General features: G+C 72.8%; 24 protein-coding genes. 10 read left to right on the top strand and 14 right to left on the bottom strand.

The genetic code is table 11. The features are described 5' to 3' along the window. Positions 1–6 precede the first annotated feature (6 nt). The 5 genes from ACFYM6_RS25945 to ACFYM6_RS25925 form a co-directional block, all read right to left on the bottom strand. Positions 7–672, bottom strand: a complete 666-nt coding sequence (locus ACFYM6_RS25945; RefSeq protein WP_387279539.1) for an SIS domain-containing protein — start codon at positions 670–672, stop codon at positions 7–9. A 76-nt stretch (positions 673–748) separates the two neighbouring features. Then, positions 749–988, bottom strand: coding sequence for a HypC/HybG/HupF family hydrogenase formation chaperone (locus ACFYM6_RS25940; protein WP_387279537.1), 240 nt, complete (start codon positions 986–988; stop codon positions 749–751). Further along, positions 985–1599, bottom strand: coding sequence for an SIS domain-containing protein (locus tag ACFYM6_RS25935; protein WP_387279535.1), 615 nt, complete (start codon positions 1597–1599; stop codon positions 985–987). Before ACFYM6_RS25935 ends, ACFYM6_RS25940 begins: the two co-directional genes overlap by 4 nt. Positions 1600–1609: 10 nt before the next feature. Beyond that, complete coding sequence (locus tag ACFYM6_RS25930; protein ID WP_387279533.1) at positions 1610–1987, bottom strand: helix-turn-helix transcriptional regulator; 378 nt, start codon at positions 1985–1987, stop codon at positions 1610–1612. Between the two features lie 171 nt (positions 1988–2158). Further along, positions 2159–3424, bottom strand: a complete 1266-nt coding sequence (locus ACFYM6_RS25925) for an Ig-like domain-containing protein (RefSeq protein WP_387279531.1) — start codon at positions 3422–3424, stop codon at positions 2159–2161. Between the two features lie 528 nt (positions 3425–3952). On the opposite strand from ACFYM6_RS25925, the gene ACFYM6_RS25920 reads away from it, so the two are divergent. Further along, entirely contained in the window at positions 3953–5197 is a 1245-nt protein-coding gene (locus ACFYM6_RS25920) for a D-alanyl-D-alanine carboxypeptidase family protein (RefSeq protein WP_387279529.1), read from the top strand. Between the two features lie 136 nt (positions 5198–5333). Here ACFYM6_RS25920 and ACFYM6_RS25915 read toward each other — a convergent pair whose 3' ends face one another. Beyond that, positions 5334–6392, bottom strand: coding sequence for a S8 family serine peptidase (locus ACFYM6_RS25915; RefSeq protein ID WP_387279527.1), 1059 nt, complete (start codon positions 6390–6392; stop codon positions 5334–5336). A 91-nt stretch (positions 6393–6483) separates the two neighbouring features. Between ACFYM6_RS25915 and ACFYM6_RS25910 the strand changes: the two genes are divergently transcribed. Continuing rightward, positions 6484–6906, top strand: coding sequence for an acyl-CoA thioesterase (locus ACFYM6_RS25910; protein WP_387279525.1), 423 nt, complete (start codon positions 6484–6486; stop codon positions 6904–6906). Here ACFYM6_RS25910 and ACFYM6_RS25905 read toward each other — a convergent pair. From ACFYM6_RS25905 to ACFYM6_RS25895, 3 genes are read right to left on the bottom strand one after another with little or no spacing between them, the layout of a single operon-like run. Beyond that, positions 6896–7744, bottom strand: coding sequence for a sensor histidine kinase (locus ACFYM6_RS25905; RefSeq protein ID WP_387279523.1), 849 nt, complete (start codon positions 7742–7744; stop codon positions 6896–6898). The two genes, ACFYM6_RS25910 and ACFYM6_RS25905, sit on opposite strands and share 11 nt — an antisense overlap. After that, positions 7711–7947 carry a hypothetical protein gene (locus ACFYM6_RS25900; RefSeq protein ID WP_387279521.1) on the bottom strand — a complete coding sequence of 79 codons (237 nt, stop codon included), beginning with the start codon at positions 7945–7947 and terminating at the stop codon, positions 7711–7713. The genes ACFYM6_RS25905 and ACFYM6_RS25900 overlap by 34 nt, the downstream gene beginning before the upstream one ends. Further along, on the bottom strand, positions 7944–8612 hold the full coding sequence (locus ACFYM6_RS25895; protein WP_387279519.1) for a LuxR C-terminal-related transcriptional regulator: 669 nt from the start codon (positions 8610–8612) through the stop codon (positions 7944–7946). Before ACFYM6_RS25895 ends, ACFYM6_RS25900 begins: the two co-directional genes overlap by 4 nt. A gap of 74 nt (positions 8613–8686) precedes the next feature. On the opposite strand from ACFYM6_RS25895, the gene ACFYM6_RS25890 reads away from it, so the two are divergent. The 6 genes from ACFYM6_RS25890 (at position 8687) to ACFYM6_RS25865 (ending at position 13681) form a co-directional block, all read left to right on the top strand. After that, complete coding sequence (locus tag ACFYM6_RS25890; RefSeq protein WP_387279517.1) at positions 8687–9340, top strand: M23 family metallopeptidase; 654 nt, start codon at positions 8687–8689, stop codon at positions 9338–9340. A 398-nt stretch (positions 9341–9738) separates the two neighbouring features. Next, positions 9739–10176, top strand: coding sequence for a PPC domain-containing DNA-binding protein (locus tag ACFYM6_RS25885; RefSeq protein ID WP_387279515.1), 438 nt, complete (start codon positions 9739–9741; stop codon positions 10174–10176). A 190-nt stretch (positions 10177–10366) separates the two neighbouring features. Next, positions 10367–11650, top strand: a complete 1284-nt coding sequence (locus ACFYM6_RS25880) for an NRAMP family divalent metal transporter (protein ID WP_387279513.1) — start codon at positions 10367–10369, stop codon at positions 11648–11650. 167 nt (positions 11651–11817) lie between these two features. Next, positions 11818–12933: a hypothetical protein gene (locus ACFYM6_RS25875; RefSeq protein ID WP_387279511.1), complete on the top strand. Its 1116-nt coding sequence runs from the start codon at positions 11818–11820 to the stop codon at positions 12931–12933. A 71-nt stretch (positions 12934–13004) separates the two neighbouring features. Further along, on the top strand, positions 13005–13298 hold the full coding sequence (locus tag ACFYM6_RS25870; protein ID WP_387279509.1) for an ArsR/SmtB family transcription factor: 294 nt from the start codon (positions 13005–13007) through the stop codon (positions 13296–13298). Further along, a complete protein-coding gene (locus tag ACFYM6_RS25865) occupies positions 13295–13681 on the top strand; it encodes a VOC family protein (RefSeq protein WP_073835182.1) in 387 nt (128 codons plus the stop codon). Before ACFYM6_RS25870 ends, ACFYM6_RS25865 begins: the two co-directional genes overlap by 4 nt. Before the next feature lie 25 nt (positions 13682–13706). Here the strand turns inward: ACFYM6_RS25865 and ACFYM6_RS25860 are convergent, their stop codons facing one another. Beyond that, positions 13707–14867 (bottom strand): hypothetical protein, encoded by a 1161-nt coding sequence (locus ACFYM6_RS25860; protein WP_387279507.1) that lies wholly within the window; start codon positions 14865–14867, stop codon positions 13707–13709. An 86-nt stretch (positions 14868–14953) separates the two neighbouring features. Between ACFYM6_RS25860 and ACFYM6_RS25855 the strand changes: the two genes are divergently transcribed. Further along, positions 14954–16003, top strand: a complete 1050-nt coding sequence (locus ACFYM6_RS25855) for a zinc-dependent alcohol dehydrogenase family protein (protein WP_387279505.1) — start codon at positions 14954–14956, stop codon at positions 16001–16003. 51 nt (positions 16004–16054) lie between these two features. On the opposite strand, the gene ACFYM6_RS25850 is transcribed toward ACFYM6_RS25855, so the two are convergent. Next, positions 16055–17041, bottom strand: a complete 987-nt coding sequence (locus ACFYM6_RS25850) for a DMT family transporter (RefSeq protein ID WP_387279503.1) — start codon at positions 17039–17041, stop codon at positions 16055–16057. Between the two features lie 105 nt (positions 17042–17146). Between ACFYM6_RS25850 and ACFYM6_RS25845 the strand changes: the two genes are divergently transcribed. Next, entirely contained in the window at positions 17147–18040 is an 894-nt protein-coding gene (locus ACFYM6_RS25845) for a LysR family transcriptional regulator (protein ID WP_387279502.1), read from the top strand. 39 nt (positions 18041–18079) lie between these two features. On the opposite strand, the gene ACFYM6_RS25840 is transcribed toward ACFYM6_RS25845, so the two are convergent. From ACFYM6_RS25840 to ACFYM6_RS25830, 3 genes are read right to left on the bottom strand one after another with little or no spacing between them, the layout of a single operon-like run. After that, positions 18080–19843 carry a cytochrome bc complex cytochrome b subunit gene (locus tag ACFYM6_RS25840; protein WP_387279500.1) on the bottom strand — a complete coding sequence of 588 codons (1764 nt, stop codon included), beginning with the start codon at positions 19841–19843 and terminating at the stop codon, positions 18080–18082. After that, positions 19840–20703, bottom strand: coding sequence for a ubiquinol-cytochrome c reductase iron-sulfur subunit (locus ACFYM6_RS25835; protein WP_387279498.1), 864 nt, complete (start codon positions 20701–20703; stop codon positions 19840–19842). The genes ACFYM6_RS25840 and ACFYM6_RS25835 overlap by 4 nt, the downstream gene beginning before the upstream one ends. After that, the gene (locus ACFYM6_RS25830) at positions 20700–21479 is read right to left on the bottom strand and encodes a c-type cytochrome (protein ID WP_387279496.1); all 780 of its coding nucleotides are present in this window, start codon (positions 21477–21479) and stop codon (positions 20700–20702) included. The genes ACFYM6_RS25835 and ACFYM6_RS25830 overlap by 4 nt, the downstream gene beginning before the upstream one ends. Between the last annotated feature and the right edge of the window lie 2 nt (positions 21480–21481).

Here is a 21481-nt window from a genome sequence, read left to right as displayed (position 1 = left end):
TCCGGATCACCGGTCGTCGGCCAGCGCCTGCTGGGTGAGTTCCCAGAGCACGTGGTAGACCGTCGTCTGCGCCTCCTGGACCCGGTGCACCGAGGGCGACGGCACCACGAACAGGTGGTCGACGAATTCGGATTCCGCCATCCGGCCGCCGTCGTACCCGGCGATGCCGATGGTGAGCATGCCGCGCCGGGCCGCCTCCTCGAACGCCAGCAGGACGTTGGTCGACCCTCCGCTCGTGGACAGCCCCACCACGATGTCCCCGGCGCGGCCGAACGCCGCCACCTGGCGGGCGAAGACCACCTCGAACCCGACGTCGTTGGAGAGTGCCGTGATCAGCGCGACGTCGTGGGTCAGCGAGATGGCCGGCAACGGGCGGGCGGCCGTCGGCGGGTGCAGGAACAACTGCGCGAGGTCCTGCGCGTCGGTGCTGCTGCCGCCGTTGCCCAACGCGAACAGCGTGCCGCCGGCGCGGAAGGCGTCGGCGCACCGGCGGGCGCAGTCGACCAGCCGCTGCCCGTGCACGGCGACGAGGGATTCGCGGAGGGCGACGATCTCCGCCGCCTTCTCCGCGGTGGACCTCGCCACCGCGGCGAGCACCGCTTCCACGTCGGTCGGCCGGGTGTCGAGGAACGGGTAGAGCGATCCGATCGCACCCTCGACCCCCGCGCTCATGCCGGCACTCCGCTGCGCTCCGTGCCGTCATGAGGCACCACGGCACTGTGCTGATGACTCGCTCGCTGACGCTCGCTCATGGGCGCTTCTCCACCACGGCGATGGCCTCCTTGGCATGTACGAGCACCACGTCGCCCGGTCCCGCCTCGACCAGGGCCACACTGACCTCCTCCGGTCCGGCGTCCGTGTCGACCACGGCCAGGCCGTCGGCCAGCAGCTCCCGTACCCGGACGGCGACGGCCACGTCGGAACAGGTGATGCACACGTCGTCGTGGCACGCCGGTACGGCTTGCGCCGGCGGTGGGTGCGCGGTCACCGGACCAGCTCCGGTGCCAGCAGTCCGGGCTGCTCGAAGAACACGTGCACCAGCTCCCACAGGATGTGGTAGGTCGTCACGTGCACCTCCTTCACGATGCACGGATCGTCGGAGCGGGCGACCACGATGTGGTCGGCGACGGCGTCCCGGGCGAGGTCGCCGCCGTCGCCGCCGAGCAGCCCGACGGTGAGCAGGCCGAGGTCGCGGGCCGTCACCAGGCCGCGCCGCACGTTGGCGCAGCGACCGTCGACGGACAGGCCGAGCGCGATGTCCTGCGGGGCGGCGAGCAGGCGCAGCTGGGCCGCGAACACCTCGTCGAAGCCCTCGGCGCGGGCGATCCCGGTGAGGGTGGCGGCGTCGTTGGTCAGCGAGATCGCCGGCAGTGCCCGCTTGCCCACGATGACCGGGTGGACGAACTCCACCACGACATGTTGGGCGTCGGTCGCCGGCCCGCCGTTGCCGAAGACGATCAGCTTTCCGCCGCGGTGGAAGCGTAAGGCCATCTCGTAGCAGGCCCGCGCGATCCGCTCCGCGTCATCGGCGAGCGCCTGCCCCGGCTCCACCCGGCGGGCGAACGCGCGGGCAACTGCCGGCATCACGGGCGAGTCCATGCTCCTCCGTTCAGTGGCGGGCGGCGGCGTACCGCTCAGGGCGGCCGGCCCGCGTCCCCTCGAAGGCGCCCGCCGCGCGTCGCAGGCAGGCACCGATGACCTGGTCGAGCTGCGCCAGTCGGACCGTCCAGGACCGGAGATCGTGGCGGCCCTTTGCGGTGAGTTCGTAGCATCGGCGCGCCGGTCCGGCCCCGGTGGTCTCCCACACGGAGATCACCGACCGGTCGCGTTCCAGGCCGCGCAGCACCCGGTAGACGTGGCCGGGTTCCACATCGGGCATCCCCATGGCGCGGAGCCGGTCGATCAGGTCGTACCCGTGACCGGGCCGTTCGAGGATCAGGAGCAGGAGGAACGGATGTAGCAGACCGCGCAGCTCACGTCCGTGCATGCCAACCCCTCCCCCGACGCAGGACATCCCTTCCGTGGCAGCTAAACACACTTACTACCGAAATGCGGAGGATTGCCCGGTTCCCGGCAACCCGCGGCAAGCACCGCGGCCCGCGGCCGGATGCTCCGGCCGCGGGCCGCGGTGTCATCGCGCGAAGGGCGTACGCCCGGATCAGCCGCCGCTGTTGGAGCGGGCGGGGGCGGGCGCCGACCCGCCGGCCACCACGCCCGGGTGCGGCGTGGCACTGACCGTCGGCTTCAACCCGGCCGGTACGGGCAGCGCGCTGCCCTTGGCGAACTCGTCCCAACCGACGTTCCAGGCGGTCCAGCCGTTGCCCTGATCCAGCGTCACCTCGGTGCCCTTCACCGTCACCAGATCACCGACCTGCGTGATCCGCATCAGCCAGTCGGCGTTGGCGTTGGAGACGTTGGTGCAGCCGTGCGAGACGTTGATGTTGCCCTGGTCCCCCTCGGACCATGGCGCGGCGTGGATGAACTCACCGCCGTTGGTGAGCCGCTGCGCGTCCTCGACGTCGACGATGTAACCGCCGTTCGGGTCACCCATGGTGTTGAAGGTCGTGTACTCGAACTTCTCCATGATCACCATGTTGCCGCTCGAGGTGGGCGTGCTGGGCTTGCCGAGACTGACCGGGACCTTCCGCAGCAGTTTGCCGTCCTCGTAGACCGACATCTGCTTGCTGGCGTTGTCGATGTCGAGCGAGACCTGCCGGCCGATCTTCGAACTCGCCGAACGGTCCGCGTCCCCGATGGCGTCCTTGCCGATCGGCAGGCCCTCCAGCGCGCTCCGCACGCTGATCTTGGTGCCCGGCTTCCAGAAGTCCGGCGCCCGGTACTCGACCTGCTGGCCGTCGGCCAGCCACGACCAGGTGCCCGGCTGCGGCGGATCCGTCTTCACGAACAATCGCCGCTGCACGTCCGCCCTGGCCTCTTTCGGAATTGCCGGGTCGAACGTGACGACTACCGGCATGGCCGTCCCGTACGTCTGGTCCGCGGTGAAATTCAGGACACTGGTGACTGCCGTTCTGGTCGATTTGGCCATCGTCGTGAACGTCGTCTTCTGCGTGGTCGTCCGCCCCTTGTCACCGGTCGCGGTCACCTCCGCCGTATACGTCCGCGAATTCTGCAACGGACGCATCGGCACCCAGCTCGACCCGTCCTCCCGCGGCTCGGCCGGCACCTGCGCGCCCTTGTCGTCGGTCAACCGCACCGCGGTGATCTTCCCACCCTTGACGGCGGTCCCCACCTCGGCACTGATCGGCACGTCCCGCGACTGGTCGCCGGGCGTCACCGTCAGTTGCGGTGGTGCCGCGTGCGCCTGCTTGGCACCCGGCAGGCGGTCGGCGGTGCACCCGACGAGGACCAGCGGTGTGGCCGCGATGGTCACCGACAGCAGCCTCAATCGCCGCCTCAGCTCCATATTGTCCCCCCGTTCATGGCTTTCCCTCCGCCCACATTCTCACTGGGATGCGAAGGCATATGCGCGATTTCGGCAGACTGCTCGAATCAGGCTCACGGAAACATCTCCCGTGGTTTTACCTACCGGCAGAAATGGGCCGACAGTTTCGGTTCGCGACGCATTCCGACAGAAAGAGCGAAGTACTGCTCGCCCATCCCGTCCCGGCCCGCTGCGCCCGGCGTTTCCGCTTGCACGACCTCGGTCCGGAAGCCGCACCCGATTCCCGGTGATCCGGATCGGGTCCGACTCGGTCGCCGTGCGCCGGTTCGTCGGGAACACACTCGCCGGGCGCGGCTCGGCGCACCCACCCCCGGCGCCACTGTGCTTTAGACTGCCACGAAACCGGACCTTCAGGAGAAAGCTTCACGAACGTGCACAAGACGACCCGAACGTGGGCGGCCAACCCGATGCCCGGATTCTCGACCGCCCCCGCGACCAGTTTCGGCAACCCGACCGGGCCCGCCTTGTCGGCGATTACGGTGCATTGACGTGACCATCTTTCGCATTGCCGCCGTCGCGTTCAGCGCTTTCCTGACCGCGCCCGCCGTGGTGGTCGGGTCACCGACGCGGGCCGAAGCCGCACCGTACGTGCCCTGCCCGGCGGTGAAGCCGTTGGTGCCACCGCCCGCCGCACCGGCTCCGCCACCGGTCGGTCCCGGCGATCAGGCGGTCGGTGGAGATTCGCTGGCCACGACGGGTCTGGCCATTCCCGCGGGTGCGCCGATGGCACCGGCGGTGACCGCCACCTCGTGGCTCGTGGCCGACCTGAACACCGGCGCCGTGCTGGGTGGCTGCGGCCCGCACGAGCACCGCACGCCGGCCAGCGTGCAGAAGATGCTGCTGGCCGCGGCCCTGATGCCCCGCCTGGACCCGACCCAGATCGTGGAGGTGACCCGGGCGGATCTGCAGGATCTCGATCCGGCCAGTTCCCTGATGGGGGTGGTCCCGGGCGGCCGCTACTCGGTCGAGAGCCTGTGGCTGGGGCTGCTCCTCAGGTCGGGGAACGACGCGGCCAACGTGCTGGCCCGCGTGGGCGGCGGCTCCGCCGGCCGGCAGGGCGGCGTACAGGCGATGAACGACGAGGCGCACCGGCTGCAGGCGAACCAGACCCACGCGGCGACACCCTCCGGCCTGGACGGCCCCGGTCAGTACACCAGCGCGTACGACCTGGCGCTGATCGCGCGGGCCACCTACGCCCGCGAGGACTTCCGCCGGTACATCGCCACCCGGGTGGCGCAGATTCCGGCCGAGGAGGGAACCGAGGGCTTCGCCATCACCCACGACAACACCCTGCTGGACCACTACCCCGGGACGCTCGGCGGGAAGACGGGCTTCACCGACCTGGCCCGGCAGACGTACGTGGGTGTGGCCGAACGCAACGGCCGGCGGCTCGCGGTGACGCTGCTCGGCGCGGAGACCGCACCGCTGGGGAGTCTGGGCGAGGCGGCGGCCCTGCTCGACTGGGGCTTCGCCCTCTCCCCCGACGCGTCCGTCGGCCGCCTGGTCACTCCCGACGAGAAGAAGGACGACCATCCGCTGGTCGCCGGCAAGAGCGAGCGGCAGGGCACCGGAATCCTGTCGGCGTTCTCGCTGCCGGTCGTCCTGGGCCTCAGCGCCGCCGTCGTACTGGTCGTCCTGGCCCTGGCGGCCGGGCGGTGGCGCAAGGCCGTGCGCCAGTCAGCAGGTCAGCCCGCCGGCCGATCGGGGCGTGACCGGGTCGGGTCGGAACCGTAGTACACCGCCGCGCCGGCCATTACGGAGCGGTGTCCGGTGGACGTTGGCCGGCAGCCACCCGAGTCGCCCCCGAGCCTGCGAAGACGTCGACAGCCGACGAGCCCGGCACCCGCGTCGGGCTCGTCGACGGTCGGCGTCAGGCGCGCGGCGCGGCCACGGCGGCCTGGGCGTCGACGATGCCCCAGCCGTACAGCGGCGAGTAGACGCCGCGCAGGCCGAGCACCGGGGTGCGGGCGGTGGACATGAGTACCGAGTACACGTTGGCGAGGCTGCGCCCCTGGGCGAAGAGCAGGGCCGCAACCCCCGACACCGCGGGCGTCGCCATCGACGTCCCGGCGTACGCGTCGTAGTCGCCCTGCCCGCAGCCGCCGGCGCCGGCGCCCACGGGCACACTGGACCACACGTCGTCGTCGCAGTTGACGAGGCCGGCGCCGCCCGGAGCGGCCACCGCCTTCAGGTCGGCCTTCACGCCCAGGTTGGAGTACCAGGCCTTGACCTCGTTGCGGTCGGTGGCGGTCACGCAGAGGGCGCCGGCCTCCCAGGCCGGTGTGTCGCACAGCGGTGCGGTCTCGTTGCCGGCGGCGGCGATGACCGCGACGCCCTTGGTCTGCGCGTAGGCGATCGCCGCGGTGGCGTCGGACTCGAGCCCGGTGAGGGTGAGGGCCTGCGAACCCGGCAGCGCCCCGAGGCTGAGGTTGATCACCTTGGCGCCGTGGTCGGCCGCGTACCGAATGCCCGCGGCGATGTCGGCGAAGCTGCCACTGCCCGCCTCCAACACCTTGATCGGCATGACCTTCGCATCCGGGGCCACCCCGGCGACCCCGATACCGTTGCCGGTGGCCGCGGCCGCGATGCCCGCCACGTGGGTGCCGTGCTCGTCGCCGGCGTCGGCCGCGCCGTTGGGGCCCCGCCAGTCGCCGTTGCCGCAGGAGGTGGGGCCGCAGTCGATGAAGGTGGCACCGGGTACGAGCTTGGCGCTCAGGTCCGGGTGGCTGAGGTCGACGCCGGTGTCCACCACCGCGATCACCACCCCGGCTCCGGTGCTGGTCGCCCACGCCTGCTCGGCGCGGATCTGCCGCAGCCCCCACTGCTTGTCGGACAACGGATCGTTGGTGGCCGCCTGTACGGGTGTGGCGGTGACGGTCACGAGCGCCGCGGCCACGGCGGCGACGGTGAACAGTCGGGTGATCAACATGAGACCTCCTCAGATGGGCTTCATCCCGATATCGGTGACGAGGTTCGATGCGTAACAGCCGGTGTCACCGCACCCGGTTACGCTCGCGGGCATGGGAGATCCGTTCCGGGTACGCATCACCGTCCGCGGCTACGAACTCGACACCCAGGGCCACCTGAACCAGGCCGTCTACCTGCAGTACGCCGAGCACGCCCGGTGGGAGTGCCTGCGCGCCGCCGGCATCTCGCAGGACCGGCTCATCGCCAGCGGGGTGGGACCGGTCGCCCTGGAGGTCACCGTGCGCTACCTACGGGAGCTGCGCGGCGGGGACGAGGTCGACGTCTCCTGCGGGTTCCGTTGGGGCGACGGCAAGACCTTCCACCTCGACCAGGACTACACCCGCCCCGACGGCACCCCGGTGGCGACACTGACCGGGGTGGGTGGGCTGATCGACCTGTCCGCCCGGCGACTGGTGCCCGACCCGCGGGAGCGATTCCGGGCGCTGGCCGCCGACCCGGGGCCGCTCAACCTGTGACGCCCCGGGTCTCCCGGGTGGCGGCGAGCGGCACCGTCAGGTCCACCTGGGTGCCCAGCCCGGGCCGGGTGTGCACGACGCTGGTGCCCCGCACCGCTGCCAGGCGACCGTGGATCGAATGGGCCATCCCGAAGTTCGGGGCGCACGATGCGGGATCGAACCCACGGCCGTGGTCGACGACGCTGGCCCGGATCGCGTCGCCGTCGAGGTCGACGGTGAGCACCGCGCTGGTGACGCCGGAATGCTTGGCGACGTTGGTCAGCGCCTCGTCGACGGCCCCGAGCAGCGCTTCCAGCGCCAGCGGGGGCACCCGGTCGTCGAGGTCGGCGAGCTGGCGGAGCTGGCGGTCCGGGATGGTGACGGCGAGGCCGGCCCGGATGTGCCGGCGGACGAGTTCCTGGACGCGCTCGGCGATCCCGTCCGGCGCGGTGGGCGGATCGCCACGGACCAGCCCGCGCAGCCACGACGCCTCCGCCGCCACGTGATCGCGCAGCCGCGGGTCGGTGATCCAGGGGCCGCGCGACAGCATCTCCAGCGTCTGCAGGCTCCGGTCGTGCAGCAGCCGGGCGTGCCGAGCCCGTTCCTGAGCCGTCGCGAGGTCACGCTCGTGTCGGGCGGTGCGGGCGGTGAGGTCGTCGATCCGACGGGCGGTGCGCCTCAGCAACTGGGCCAGCGCCCAGGCCAGCAGCGCGTTGGCGAGATAGGTCGCCGAGTTCGGCACGATGTTCCAGGCCGGCTCCCGCAGGTACCGGGCGGCGGACGTGGCGTAGGCCGCCAGTGGCATCGCGGCGACGACCAGCACGGTCAGCGGCGAGCGGTACGCCAGGCCGATCCCCACGCACCGACGATCAGCCCGAGGCTGCTCACCACCATGCTTCCGGCCAGCCCGGTGTGCACGGCCGGGTCCGCGTAAGTCGGGTAGGCGCTGACCAGCCCGATCGCCACCTGGGCGAGCGCGCCGAGCCGGAACAGGACGAACGTCAGCAGCAGCAGGCGTTCGCTGTCGCTCGCGGCGGGACGCGCCGGGGTGCCGGTGGTCACGACGGTGGCATGCGTTGCAGGGCAGCGCGGGTGAGTTCCGCCTTGTTGCCCAGCTGCAGCTTCGACCTGATGCGCTCGACGTAGGTGTCCACCGTCGCCTTCCGGACGCCCATCCGGGCGGCGATCTGCGCGTGCGTCAGACCGCGCGCCAGGTGGGCGAGGGTCTGCTCCTCACGCGGGGACAGCCGGGCCGGGGGCGACCCATCGCCCGGCGTCGGGCCGGAGCGCAGCTCCGTGTGCAGGATGTCCGCCAGCTCGGCCGACAGCGCGAAGCCGCCGGCCGCGACGGTGCGGACGGCGTGCAGCAGCAACTGCTCGGAAGCGTGCTTGGTGAGGTAGCCGCTGGCTCCGCAGCGTACGGTGGCGGCCACGTCGCCGGGCCGGGCCGACGCGGAGATGACCAGGACGGAGGTGTCCGCGGCCCACGCGCCGATCTCGGCCAGCGCCGGGCCGGTGGCGTCCAGGTAGAGGTCGGTGACCACCACGTCGTACGCGGCGACGAGGCCGGTCGCGTGCAGGTCCGGGGCGCGCCCGACGCTGGCCGCGACGGTGATCCCGGCCGAGGTCAGCAGGTGCGCGATGCCGTACCGGGTCACAGGGTGGTCGTCGACGATCGCGGCGACGATCCGCTCCGGCTGTGGTGCGGCGGTGTCGGCAGTAGACACCACAGCTCGCTCCCTTCTCGTCGCCCGCACTCTACGCGAGCATCGACGTCTGTTCATCTATGGAAGGAGGCGCGATGCGACAGCTGACACCGGCTCAGCGGTTGCGGGCAATGGTGGTGGCGGTGCTGCTGGCGGTGGCCGGGGTGGCCATCCCGACCTCGGCGGAGGCGGCGGTCAGCGGGTGCGTGGACTGGCCCACCAACAAGTTCCTGCAGACGCCGTTGACCTACAAGGCCAACGGCGGTCTCGGCTACGCGTGGCAGAACGGCAGCTACTACGGCGAGGGCTACCACGTCAACTGCAACACCACGAACCGGATGAACCAGTACTACGCTCTCGACCTCGGCATGGCGCAGGGCGACGAGGTACTGGCCCCGGGCGGGCCCGGCACGGTCCTCTACGCCGGTTGGGCGCCCGCCGGTTGGGAGACCTGCGGGCGGTACATCGTCGTCGACCACGGCGGCGGTTGGTGGAGCTACGTCTGCCACCTCAGCGCGATCCGGGTCAGCAAGGGCCAGCGGATCACCGACGCCACCGTGATCGGGCTCGTCGGCGGCACCGGCGGGTTCGCCCCGCACCTGCACTTCGGGCTGCAGTACAACGCGAAGCTCACCGCCGCCGGCGGGCTGTACGGCGGCCAGAGCGCCCAGCCGCGCCACCTGTGGCACCTCGGCTGCGGTCAGGGCTACTACGAGTTCATCAACAAGGGTCAGAAGGTCTGCTACTGACGACGGGCCGCGGTGGCCCGGCCGGTGACCCGCCGGCCGGGCCACCTTTGCCGTCACCGCGCGTCGGGCCGCGCGCTCACGGGTGCGGCACCGCCGTGACCACCCCGTCCTCGCGGCGGTCGAACCGCCGGTACAGCTCGGGCGCGTCGGCGAGCAGGCCGTGCTGGGTGACGACCACGCCGGGCCGGGGCCGCCGGGCGGGCTGCGCTTCTTCTCACGATCGCGCCGTTCATGCCACCCACGACGGCGCATCCGGGCAGCCCGGAGTCGCCGGCGATTACCGCACCCCGGAGCTGCCCGCTGCCTACGCTTCGAGGGAAAGCTCCGCCGGCCGGGCCGCGGCGCAGCGCCTCGGGGTGGCCGGAGACCAGGAGCTGGTCCGCACAGGGAGATCGCGAATGAGACTGCGGGAGGTACGCCACCAGACCGGACGGGTGCTGGTGGTGGTCTGCGACAAGGAGGAGGAGGCGGTCACCACCATCGGCGCGGCGCTGCGGGAGCACGGGCTGGTCGCCGCCCGGGTGTCCGCGGTGGGCGGGTTCGCCGACGCCGAGGTCGGCTGGTTCGACCGGAACGCCGGTGACTACCGCCGCATCCCGGTCGCGGAGCAGGTCGAGGTGCTCTCGCTGCTCGGCGACGTCGCCGCCAAGGACGGCGAGCCCGCCCTGCACGTGCACGCGGTGCTGGGACGGGCCGACGGCAGTACGGTCGGTGGGCACCTGCTGCGCGGCCGGGTCTGGCCGACGCTCGAGGTCATCATCTCGGAGGTGGCACCGGAGTTGGCGAAACGGGTGGATCCGGAGACCGGTCTGGCCTTGATCTCCGCGGCCCGTTGAGCCGCGGGGTCACCGCGTCCGCAGCCGGGTGACCAGGTCGCGTACCGCGTGCTCCACCGGCACCCGCCGTCCCGTCGCCCGCTCGCGGGTGCCCGCTTACCCGTTGCGCACCGCCCCAGGCCCACCGGACCGGCCCCGGGCTTTCGCGAACTTCGGCCCGGGCGCGCCGCCGCGCTGCCAGATTTGACGGATGAGCGATCGCCGGGGTGTCCGAGGCCGGGGTGGCCGGGCGCGCCGGGCGGCGGCGACCGCCGCCGGGTCCAGGTTGCGGTCGCTGGGCCCGGGCCTGGTGTCGGGGGCCGCGGATACGGATCCGACCACGGTGGCGGCGCTGGTCGTGGTCGGGGCGACCACCATGTTCGGGCTGGCCTGGCTGACCCTGCTGATGATGCCGGCGCTGGTGGTGGTGCAGGTGCTCGCCACCCGCGTGGGCGTCTTGTCGGGGCGGGATCTGCAACGGGCGGTCCGCGACGGCTACGGCCGGGTGCTGAGCATCCTGTTGTTGGTCTCGATCCTGGGGGTCAACGTCGTGACGATAGCCGCCGACGTCGCCGCCGGGGCGGCGGCGATCGGCCTGCTGGTCGGGGTGGAGTCCCGCTGGCTGGCGCCGGCCTTCGCCGCGGGGGTCCTCGCCCTGCTGCTGCTCGGCAAATACGACGAGGTCGAGCGGGTCCTCAAGGTGGTGATGCTGGGCCTGCTCGCGTACGGCGCGGCGGCGGTGCTGGCCCACCCGGACTGGCTCGCGGTGGCCCGGGGCAGTCTGATCCCGTCCATCCCCTTCACCGAGGCCCACCTCGCGGGGGCGCTGGCGATCCTCGGCACCACCCTGACGAGCTACATGTATGTGTGGCAGACGGTGGAACAGGTCGAGGAACCGCGGGCCCGCGAGCAGCTCAAATTCCGCGAGTTCGACGCGCAGGTCGGCGGCGGCCTGGCCGCGGTGATCTTCTGGTGCATCCTGGTCGCCAGCGGCGCCACGCTCGGCGCGCACCACCAGCAGGTCGAGACCGCCGAGCAGGCCGCCCAGGCGCTGCGTCCCCTGGCGGGGCCGCTGGCCGGCGTCCTGTTCTCGTTGGGGTTGCTCGCCTCGGCGATCATCGCGGTACCGGTGATCATGGCCAGCGGCGGGTACGTCACCGCCAGCGCCTTCGGCTGGCCGCGGGGGTTGAGCCGCACTCCCCGCCAGGCGCCCCGGTTCTACGCGGTGGTCGTCGCCCAGACCGTGGCCGGCGTCGCCCTGGCCAGCACCGGGATAGGTCCGATCCGGCTGCTGTTCCTGGCGAGCCTGATCGGCGGCATCGCCACCCCGTTGGGGCTGGTCCTGCTCGTCCTGGCCGCCGGAAACCCCAGGCTGATCGGCGCCACCCCGATCCACGTGAGCCTGCGGGTCGCGGGGTGGGCGGTCGCCGCGTTGGTGGCCGCCGTCAGCCTGCTCTTCCTCGCCCAGCAGCTCCATCTCGTGCCGGGGGCGTGACGGGTGCCGGGCCGGATTCCTGCGGTGCGACGCGGTAGCCGGGCCGTGCGCGCGGGCGTTGAACCCCACATGCGGCTGGCTCGGTGGCGGGAACGGTGGTGTGACGTGGGCTCGGTGGCCGTCTGGCGGTGGTGCGCCGCCGCGCCTGCGCCCGGACGGGGGCGCGGATGGACCTGATGCGGTGGTTCGCGGGGGTCGCCGGGCTGGCCGTCCTGGTCCTCGTCGCGGGTAGCATCCTGGGCAGTCTGGTAGTGCCCCGCGGGTTGGGGTCCGCGTTGGTGCGGGTGCTGTGGCGGTCGATGCGATGGGTGCTGCGCCGTGCGTCGGCCCCCTTCCACAGCTACGAGGTGCGCGACCGGTTCCTCGCCTGGCTCGCACCGGCGGTGCTGATCGCGATGCTGTGGTCCTGGCTGGCCGGGCTGCTGGTCGCGTACGGGCTGCTCATGCAGGCGGTGTCCGGGATCTCGTGGCCGGACTCGTTCCGGGAGGCCGGATCCAGTCTGTTCACCCTCGGCTTTGCGTCCGGCAAACGGTCCACACTCAACCCGCTGGACTTCATCGCCGCGGCGAGCGGACCGGTGGTCATCGCGCTGCAGATCGCCTACCTGCCGACGTTGTACGGCGCGTTCAACCGCCGGGAGCAGGAGGTCACGCTGCTCCAGTCCCGCGCCTCGCAGCCCGCCTGGGGACCCGAACTGCTGGCCCGGCAGGCCCTCGTCGGCACCGTCGACGAGCTGCGCGGCCTGTACGAGGACTGGGAGCGGCTGGCCGCCGACATCGGCGAGACGCACAGCAACTACCCGGTGCTGCTGTCGTTCCGTTCGCCGCGCCCGTACCGCGGCTGGGTGGTCGCCCTGATCGCGGTGATGGACGCCGCCGCCATGCACATCTCCCTCGCCCCTTCCGCGGCGGTCGTCCCCTCCGCGCGGCTGATGCTGCGGTCAGGGTTCACCGCGCTGCGCGAGATCGCCCGGGTGGTCCGCATCCCGGTCGACCCCGACCCCAACCCCGACGGTCCGCTCCAGCTGACGTTCGAGGAGTACGCCGAGGCCGTGGCGCACGTGCAGAAGGCCGGCTTCGTCACGGAACGCTCGGCGGAGGAGTCCTGGCCGCACTTTCGCGGTTGGCGGGTCAACTACGAGAGCATCGGCTACGCGTTGGCCCGCAACCTCGACGCCGTGCCGGCCCTGTGGAGCGGCGGGCGGGACTTCCCGCATGAACCGGTAGCGCCCCAGAGGCCCATCGATCGGCGGCCGCAGCCGTCCCGGGACCATCCCTCCTAACTCGTGCGCCCGGTGGGCGTGCCCGGCCGGCGACTTGATAGGCAAGTGGCTGCTTGCATATACTCGGCACGGTGAAAGACGGTGACGTGTTCAGAGCGATCGCCGACCCGACCCGCCGCAAGATCCTCGACGAGCTGACCGAACGCGACGATCAGACCCTGTTCGAGATCTGCTCCCGGCTGACCATGCGGCACCAGATCACCTCCTCCCGGCAGGCGATCTCGCAGCACCTCGAGCTGCTGGAGGCCGCCGGGCTGGTGGTGTCACGCCGCGACGGGCGTTACAAGTTCCATTCCATCAATCCCGCCCCGCTCGAACAGATCGTCGAGCGGTGGCTCAACCGCCGGATGAAGGAGTCCTCGTGAGGATCAACCTGACCAGCGTGCTCGTCGACGACCAGCGGAAGGCGCTGCGGTTCTACACCGAGGTGCTGGGCTTCGTGAAGAAGACCGAGATCCCGATGGGCGCGGTCAGCTGGCTCACCGTCGTCTCGCCCGACCAGCCGGACGGCACCGAGCTGGTGCTCGAGCCGGACGCCCACCCGGCAGCGAAGCCGTTCAAGGCGGCGCTGGTCGCCGACGGCATCCCGTACACCTCGTTCGCCGTGGACGACGTGCACAAGGAGTATGACCGGCTGCGGGAGAAGGGCGTCGTCTTCACCCAGGAGCCGACGGCCATGGGCCCGGTGACCACCGCCGTGTTCGACGACACCTGCGGCAACCTGATTCAGATCGCCTCCCAGCAGTAGGCGTCGGGCGGCGGGCCGGAGGTGGCTATCCGGCCCGCATCGCAAGCTGTTCGAGCTGCGGCAACCCGACGCCGAGTTCCCGCAGCCGGGCGCTCGCCACCTCGACGGCATGCAGCTGGCCGACCGTGTCGGCGACGAACAGCCACCGGCTGTCCGGCGACCAGACCATTCCCTGCGGAAAGAACCCGGCATGCACCGCCAGCTCCACCGGGACGTTCCCGCCGGAGCGCAGGTCGAGCAGATGGACCCGGGGCAATGCGCCCGGCGAGCTCACCCAGATGGCGGCCCCTGTCCCGTCCGGCGAGATCAGCCCACGGCTGACCTCGTTCTCCGGCAGCCGCAGCGGCACCGCACGTCGGGCCCCGGTGCGCTGCTCGATCAGGACCGCGGCGCAGCGCAGACGCTCGTCGCACTCCCGGGCCAGCCAGTGTTTCGGGCCGACGGCGAGCACCTCGCCGGTGGTGATCCGGCGGACACCGTCGGGGCGCAGCGAGTAGACCCCGCCGGTCGCGCCGAAGAGCGGGTACCCGGCACCGTCCGGCTCGGCGAAGCCCTGCGTGTTCCGAGGGAGCACGAGCGTCTGCCCGGTGCGCCGGCCGTCGAAGCGGACCAGGAGCATCCGCCCGGCCTCCTCCTCGCTCACCCACACCGAGTTCGGATCCGGGCCGGGCAGCGCCGCGCCACTGCGGCTGAACTCGTCGGTCGCTTCGGCCGCGGGTCCCCCGTCCGGGACCACGTAGCCGGGCACCGCGTCCAACGGCCGGACGACCACCCGGTCGGGGCCGACCAGGAAGTTGACCGGGCCGGTGCTGCGCAGCGCCGGCACGGGGGTGGTGGTCACCCGGCCGTGGGCGAACTCGACGCGGACCACCGATTCCGGCCCCCGGCCGTACAACTGCCAGCCGGCGTCGATCCCGAGCAGGGCGTGGCCGAGCTCGGTGACCGCTGGGGCGGCCGGCCTGGGGGTGGCCCCGCTCGGCGATGCGGCGGCTCTGGTCGCGGACGGCGACGGGGTCGCCGGTGGCCGGTCCGCCCGGCTGTCGGCGCCGGTGCGCGCATAGACGGCCAGCCCGACGCCGGCGACGAGCACCAGCGGCAGCCACTTCCGCCAGGGGCGCCGGGGGCGGTCGTCGCGGACCGGACCGCCGATCTCGATGATGTCACCCGGGTGGTCGTCGGCCGTCACCCTGCCATCATCTCCCGCGGCGTCGCCTGGCGCTGACCCCCAATCCACGGTTGGCCGCCCGTCCAAGGCGTGTGAGGATGCGGCGCATGCGTGCGGTGATCTTCGACGAGTTCGGTGTCCGACCCGAGGTCCGCGACGTCCCGGATCCGGTGCTGCCGCCCGGTGGCGCGGTGATCCGGGTCGAGGCGACCGGGCTGTGCCGCAGCGACTGGCACGGGTGGCAGGGGCATGACCCCGACATCCGCCTGCCCCACGTCCCGGGCCATGAGTATGCCGGGGTCGTCACGGCGGTCGGCGCCGGCGTGCACGGCTGGCGACCCGGCGACCGGGTCACCGTGCCCTTCGTCTGCGCGTGCGGGCAGTGCCCGGCCTGCCTCGCCGGCGACCAGCAGGTGTGCGAGCGGCAGACGCAGCCCGGCTTCACCCACTGGGGCTCGTTCGCCGAGTACGTGGCGGTGCGGAACGCCGACGTCAACCTGATCCGGCTCCCCGACGAGCTGGGCTACCCGGCCGCGGCGGCGCTCGGCTGCCGGTTCGCGACGGCGTTCCGGGCGGTGGTCGGCCAGGGGCGGGTCGCCGCGGGCGAGTGGGTGGCGGTGCACGGCTGCGGCGGCGTGGGACTGTCCGCGGTGATGATCGCGGCGGCGTGCGGTGCGCAGGTGGTGGCCGTCGACGTCGCCCCCGGCGCGCTGGAACTCGCCCGACGCTGCGGTGCCACCGTCTGTCTGGACGGGCGTGCCCTCGCCGGCCCCGGCGCGGTGGCCGCGGCCGTTCGCGATGCGACCGGAGGAGGGGCCCACCTGTCGCTCGACGCCCTGGGCAGCCACGCCACCTGCGCCGCCTCGATCGAGAGCCTGCGGCGGCGCGGACGGCACGTGCAGGTGGGACTCCTCCCCGCCGCCCAGGGCCGCCCCGCTCTGCCGATGGACCTCGTGATCGCGTACGAGCTGGAGCTGCGCGGCAGCCACGGCATGGCCGCGCACGCCTACCCGGAGCTGCTCCGGCTGGTCACCGCGGGCGTGCTGCGCCCCGCCGAGCTGGTCACCCACACCATCGGCCTCGCCGAGGTGCCCGACGCGTTGGCCGCCATGGACGGTCCCGCGCCGGGCGGAATGTGCCTCATCCGGCCGGCGTGAGTGGGCGGGCCGCAGGCGGTGGCACACCGGTGGGTGCCGCGTCGGATCCGCTCAACCGGCTCGGGTGCCCGCCGCCGCGGCAGGCCCGGCGTCCGCCGGGTCGGCGACCGGCCGGCGGGCCGACGAATGGCCCACCTCGGCGGCGGGCGGTGCCTCCGGCGCCCGTGGCGGCCACCGGATCAGGCCGACGCCGAGCAGGACGACGACCATGCCCACGGTCATCCGGATGGTGACCGGCTCGTCGAGCAGGAGCGCGCCCAACGTCACCGAGACGACCGGCAGCAGATAGCCGACGCTGGCGGCGTTGGTGGCGCCCTCGTGAGTGATGATCTTGTAGGTGAGGTGGAACGTGACCGCCGTGCAGCCGAGGGCGAGGACGACGAGGGCGCCGACCGAGGCCATGGTCACCCGCGGCGCGTCGAGGCCACCGACGGGCAGGAACAGCGCGCTCCAGCCGGTCGCGGCGAGCAGTTGGGCGCTGGACAGCACGATCGTCGGTACGCCTCGGCCGACCAGGGTCCGCCCCAGGTAGGCGAAGGCGGCGGCGTAGCTGACGGCCGCGCCGAGGATGGCCAGGGCGTTCCAGCTGATCAGGCCCCCGTGGCGCCACGGAGCGAAGATGGTCACGACTCCGGCGAAGCCGAGCAGGAGACCGCCGAGGCGGATCGGGCGCAGGTCGCGCTCCGCGCCGATCGCGAGGCCCAGCAGCAGCGACCAGAGCGGTGTGGTGGCGTTCAGCACCCCCGCCGTCCCCGAGTCGACGGTCCGCTGACCGAGGCTGAACAGCGCGAACGGCAGGGCGTTGCAGAGGAAGGCCGCCACGGCCAGGTGCCGCCAGATCGACGGGTCCGTGGGCAGGCGATGGCCGGCCAGCCGGCACGCCAGCAGGAGTGCCGCGGCGCCGAGGGCGCACCGGACGAAGGTCACCTGGGCGGGTGTGAACCCGTCCAGGGCCACGGTGATCCACAGGAAGGTGGAGCCCCACAACAGGGCCAGTACGCCCATCCGGAGCAGGTTCCGTGCGCCGCCGCTGATCATGGCTCTCCCGTCGAGGCGTGTCGTCGCGTCGTGCCGGCTCCACCGTGCCCGGACCGGATCAGCAGAACAAGTGAACGTTTCTATCTGACTGTTAAGCTCTGCTACATGCTTGACGTGCGTCGCCTCCAGGTCCTCCGCGCGGTCGTGACCAGCGGTTCGGTCACCGCGGCCGCGACCCATCTCGGTTACACCCCGTCGGCGGTCAGCCAGCAGATCGCCGCGCTGGAGCGGCAGACCGGGGTCCGGCTGCTGGAGCGGATCGGCCGGGGTGTACGCCCCACCGCGGCCGGCCGACTGCTCACCGAGCACGCCGGCATCATCGGCCGCAGCATCGCCGACGCGGAGACCGCGCTGGCGGAGCTGCGGGCCGGCCGCACCGGGCTACTGACGGTGCGCTACTTCGCCACCGCCGGCGCCGCGCTGATCCCGCCCGCGCTGGCGCGGTTCCGCCACAGGCATCCGGACGTACGCGTCGAGTTGAAGCTGATCGACCCCGACCCGCTGCCGGAGGTGGCGCAGGGCCGCGCGGACCTGGCCATCCTCGTCCGCGCGGGCACGCCGGTCCGCGAGGGCGTCCACCTCGTCCACCTGCTCGACGATCCGTACCTGGCCGTCCTGCCCCGCGATCACCGCCTCGCCGCGAAGGAGGCGGTCGACCTGGCCGATCTCGCCGCGGAGCCCTGGGTCAGCAGCGAGCCGGCCGGGCCGTGCCGGGAGGTGGTACTGGCCGCCTGCGCGGCGGCGGGTTTCCATCCGCGGACCGCGGTGGAGTGCGACGACTACCCCACCGCGCAAGGTTTCGTCGCCGCCGGGCTCGGCGTCAGCGTGATCCCGCGGACCGCCCTCGACAGCCGCCACCCCGAGGTGGCCGTACGGGAGATCCGGAACCCGCGGCCGGTCCGGCGGATCCACGCGGCGGTCCGGGAGACCTCGCTGGAGCAGCCGGCGCTGCGCGCCCTGCTCACCGCGCTGCGCGACGCGGCAGGCGGGCGCGACTGACCGCGGCGGCAGACCCAGCCGCCGCCACCGGCCCACGGTTCACGTCGGGTCGCCGCCGCCCGGGGTGGCGTCTGCCTGTTCGGCCGGCGGAGGTTCGTCGTCACCGTCCCGCCGCCGGCGGCGTTCCCGCCTGCGCCCGAGCAGCGCCGCGACGAGCAGCGACCCGGCGGCGGTCGCGCGTCCCCAGCGGCGCAGGGCCACCCGGAGCGCCCGGGCCGGCGGCGGGGGCGGCCCAGGCACCACGACCCGGTCCACGCCCGGGTAGGCCAGCCGGGCGGTCTCGACCGCCTCCTCCTCCGACGTGACGGCCCGGTTGTTGGTGAGGGTCAGCTGTCCGGCCTCGTTCCGGTAGCGCCACCGCCACACCTCACCGTGCGGCCACAGCTCGATCCGCTCCCCCGGGCGGTGGCGGACGGGGACCTCGGGTTCGTCCTCGCCGGTCGGGCGCCGCGGCGCGGGGCGGGCCCCCCGGCGCAGGTCGGCCCGGGTGAGTTCCCCGAGAGAGGCGGCCTCGCCCCGGCGCAGCGCCCGCGCGATGAGGAACGCGAGCACGCCGGTCAGGATCGGCAGGACCAGCACCAGGACGCGGAACAACGCCAACAGGTCGTAGACCGGCACCCGGAGCAGCCGGGCGAGGATGTCGTCGCCCGCGGCCACCACGAGGACCACGTAGAAGGTCAGTGCGCCCACGCCGATGCCGACCCGGACCGGGTGGTTCCGGGGCCGGTCGAGCAGCTGATGCGGGCGGCGGTCGCGGGTGCACCATCGTTCGATGAACGGCCACAGGTAGAGGGCGACGAAGCTCAGCCCGCCGAGCACGACGCCGGGGAAGAACGGGGCCGGCACCAGGTACCCGCCGATACGGAACTCCCACGGCGGGAACAGGCGCAGCGCGCCGTCGCCCCAGGCGACATACCAGTCCGGCTGCGCCGGCGAGCTGGACTCGGCCGGCGCGAACGGACCGTACAGCCAGACCGGGTTGATCTGGACCAGCCCGCCGAGGGCGAACAACACCGCCAGCACCCAGGCGAAGAGGGCGAGCGTGCGCAGGGTGTAACCCGGCCAGAACCGGGAGCCGACCACGTTGTGCTCGGTCCGCCCCGGGCCCGGGAACTGGCTGTGCTTCTGCCGCACCAGGATGCCCAGATGCAGCGAGACGAGGGCGACGAGGATCGCCGGTACGAGCAGCACGTGGGTGATGAACATCCGCGGGATCATCTCGTCGGAGGGGAACTCGCCGCCGAGGGCCAGCGCAGCCAGCCAGGTCCCCACCAGGGGGATGGACTCCACCACCGAGGTGATGATCCGCAGACCCAGCCCGGACAGGAGGTCGTCGGGCATGGAGTAGCCGGTGAAGCCGTTGGCCAGGGCGAGGGCCAGCATGGTCACGCCGATCAGCCAGTTGAGTTCGCGCGGCTTCCGGAACGCCCCGGTGAAGAAGATCCGGGACAGGTGCAGCACGATCGCCGCGACGAAGGCCAGCGCCGCCCAGTGGTGGGTCTGCCGGATCAGCAGTCCGGCCCGAACGTCCCAGCTCAGCCGCACCGTCGAGGCGTACGCGGCGGAGGTGGTGGCGCCGTCCAGCGGGGCGTAGGAGCCCCGGTAGACCCGGTCGGCGGAGCTGGCGTCGAAGAAGAACGTGAGATAGACGCCGGTGAGGATCAGCGCGATGAACGAGTAGAGCGCGATCTCCCCGAGCATGAACGACCAGTGGTCGGGGAAGATCTTCGCCAGCGCCCGGCGGGTGATCGGGGAGAGCCGGAGCCGGTCGTCCAGCGCGCGGGCCAGCGGACCCATGATCATGGTCGGCTCCAGAATCCGGCGCCGGGCGGCGCGGTGAAGTCGCCGGTGGCCCGCAGGAAGCCGTCCGGGCCGACCTCGATCGGCAGCCCCGGCAGGGGCCGTGCCGCGGGGCCCGCGATCGGCCGGGCGCCGGCCAGCAGGTCGAACGAGGACTGGTGGCAGGGGCAGAGCACGCGGCCGGTGCCCTTGAGGTAGAGCCGTACCGGGCAGCCGGCGTGGGTGCAGAGCAGCGACCAGACGACCAGGCCGCCCAGGTGCCCGCCGGCGGGCTGGCGGATGAAGCGCTCCGGGTTGAGGCGAACCGCGAACGCGGGCGCGTCCCCGACGTCGATGCTGCCCTCGGGAAAGACCGCGACCATCGTGTCGGCGGGCACGTCGTCCGGCCGTAACGGTCGTCCCTGGTCGTCGACCAGCCGGACACCCGGCCCCCACGGGGTGTCCTTCAGCGACCGCGTCGGGCGTTGCCGGTCCCACGGGAGCAGGGAGCGCAGCGGGAACAGCGCGGCGACGCCGAGGGCGGTCAGCGCGAAGCCGAGCGCCGCGAGCAGTCCCCACCGGCGCATCGGGCTCTCCGGCGCGCGGAACACCGCCGCGGTCATTGCCTGCTCGGCGGGGGGCGGAACGAAGCCCTCGTGCTCCTCGACGTAGCCGCCGACCGGCACCAACCGGCGGGACCAGACCGCGAGCCCCACCGCCAGGCCGGCGAAGGCGACCGCCAGGCACACCCCTTCCCACTGGGTACCGCCGTTCAACCCGTACGTGACCGCGAAGCCGACCGCCCCGGCGGCGCTCATCAGGAACGCGGCGGTGATTTGGCGGCTCGCGGCCCGCTCGCTCTTCGACGGAGTCCGGCCGCTCACTCCCCCGCCCTCCGGCCCAGCCATCGCACGGCGCCCACCAGCAGGGCGAGCACCACCACCCAGCCGACCAGCCCCTCGGCCAGCGGCCCCAGCCGGCCGATCGGGTTGCCGCCCCGGTCCAGTCGCTCGGAGCGCAGCCGCTGCACGTAGCTGGTCAGGTCGTTCACCTGCCGGTCGGTGAGCACCTGGCTGGGGAAGGCCGGCATCAGCCCGGGCCCGACCCGGACCGCCTCGGCGACCTGGGTGGCCGTGGAGTCGTACAGCGGCGGAGCGATCCAGCCGTTGGTGAGGACCGCACCGGAGCCGCCCGCCCCGTGGCAGGGCGCGCAGTTGGCGGCGAAGAGTGCGCGGCCCGAGACCACGTCGCCGGACGCGACCCGGGGGATCTGCGGGCCCCCGCCGCCGAAGCTGCCCGCGTGGCCGACCAGCGCGGAGATGTCGTCGGCGGAGAAGACCGGTGCGCGGCGGGTGGCCTGCGGCACCTCCCTCGAGAGCGGCATCCGCCCGGTGGAGAGCTGGAAGTCCACCGAGGCCGGTCCGACGCCGATCAGGGACGGGCCCCGCTGCGATCCCTGTCCCTGCGGGCCGTGGCAGCTCGCGCACTGCTCCAGGTAGAGCTGGGTGCCCCGGTCGGCGGCGGGGGTGGTGGCGGTCGGGGTCGGGGTGGGTGCGGGCGCGAGTGCCACCGGCCCCGCGGCCAGCGCCAGGACGGACCCGACCGCGAGGGCCCGGCGGGGGTGCGGGGTGGGCAGCGTCACCGCTCGTGGTCGCCGCATCG

The sequence above is a fragment of the Micromonospora sp. NPDC006431 genome (genome assembly GCF_042870725.1).
Lineage (GTDB): Bacteria > Actinomycetota > Actinomycetes > Mycobacteriales > Micromonosporaceae > Micromonospora.
The sequence above is the reverse complement of the archived record's forward strand: the minus strand, read 5'-3'. Positions and strand labels throughout refer to the sequence as shown.